Source organism: Synechococcus sp. R55.2 (assembly GCF_047462075.1).
Classification (GTDB): Bacteria; Cyanobacteriota; Cyanobacteriia; order Thermostichales; family Thermostichaceae; genus Thermostichus.
The window spans coordinates 1-1,286 of the sequence record NZ_JANSIH010000052.1 but is presented as its reverse complement, the minus strand read 5'-3'; the positions used below and the strand labels follow the sequence as shown (position 1 = coordinate 1,286).

The 1,286-nt window shown below is 52.7% G+C and carries 2 protein-coding genes; both read left to right on the top strand.

Going from position 1 to position 1,286, the window contains the following annotated elements; translation table 11 throughout:
* The first annotated feature begins 185 nt into the window (after positions 1-185).
* On the top strand, positions 186-833 hold the full coding sequence (locus NW838_RS01940) for a Uma2 family endonuclease (RefSeq protein ID WP_414329080.1): 648 nt from the start codon (positions 186-188) through the stop codon (positions 831-833).
* A 44-nt stretch (positions 834-877) separates the two neighbouring features.
* Positions 878-1,286 (top strand): Uma2 family endonuclease (locus NW838_RS01935; RefSeq protein WP_414427399.1); only part of this gene is annotated, 409 nt, incomplete at its 3' end.

Sequence of the window (1,286 nt, the reverse complement as noted above, 5' to 3'; positions counted from 1 at the left end):
CGGAATGCCCTACCGCGTAGTTGCACCAGATTCCGGCAAAAGCCGTTTTGTGCAACTACTTCTAGCATAGTGGGGGTATCTGTATCCCGACACCGACCCTACGGGTACAGTGCGGGGCTTAGCTACCCCCACACCCCCATAAGCTAAAAGACCTCAGAGTTTCTATCCTTACACCCAACCAGACGATGGTCACCCTCCAGCTTCGACAACTCACCATCCCACCCGGCCAGCGCCTGCTGATTCACAATCTGAATTGGTTAGACTTTGAAGCCATCCTAGATGAGCTGGGCGAAAAGCGAGCCAGCCGCATTGCCTACAGCGATGGGATATTGGAAATCAGAATGCCCTCACCCAAGCATGAGCGAGAAAAATCCATCATTGGAGACATTGTCAAAATCTTGCTAGAGGAACTGGAAGTTGACTGCGAATGTTTTGGGTCAGCTACCTTCAAACAGCAAGCAATGAACTACGGGATCGAACCTGATGAATGCTTCTATATCCAAAATCACCAGGCCGTGATTGGCAAAGATCGGCTGGATCTATCTGTTGACCCGCCTCCGGATCTGGCCATCGAAGTGGATGTTACTTCCAAAACCCAGATTGAGGCTTACACCCGCCTAGGAGTGCCCGAACTTTGGGTTTATCAAGGCAACCAGCTAACCATCTACATCCTGCAATCCGGCCAATATCAGGCTTCTGCCACCAGCCCAACCTTTCCTCAGCTACCGATTTTAGAGTGGGTGCCAGAAGTCTTGGCCCAAAGTCGAGATCTGGGTAGAAGTCCAGCCCTTCGTGCCCTTCGCCAAAAAATACGCTCCATCTTAGGGAATTAATACGAGCCATAGGCCACGTACTCTGAGAGTTTTGCCCAAAGAAGATGATGCTTGCCCTCAACCTGCAACCGGCTTTGAATTTAACCGATGAAGTTTTCGAACAGCTTTGCCGGCAAAATCCTGAGCTGCGCCTAGAGCGCACTGCCCAAGGAGAACTGATTGCCATGGCCCCTGCAGGCAGCGAAACTGGATTCCGCAATGCCGACCTGCTGGGCCAACTGTGGCAGTGGAATCGAGGCAAGAACTTAGGTTTTGTCTTTGACTCTTCCGCGGGCTTTGCCCTGCCCAATGGGGCCATCCGCTCTCCCGATGCCGCTTGGATTGCCAAAGAGCGCTGGCAGCAGCTTACCCCGGAGCAGCGTCGTCGCTTTGCTCCTCTTTGCCCCGACTTTTTGCTGGAACAGAAGTACCCCACTGACGAGCTTGCTATCCATAAGGCCAAGCTGCAGGAGT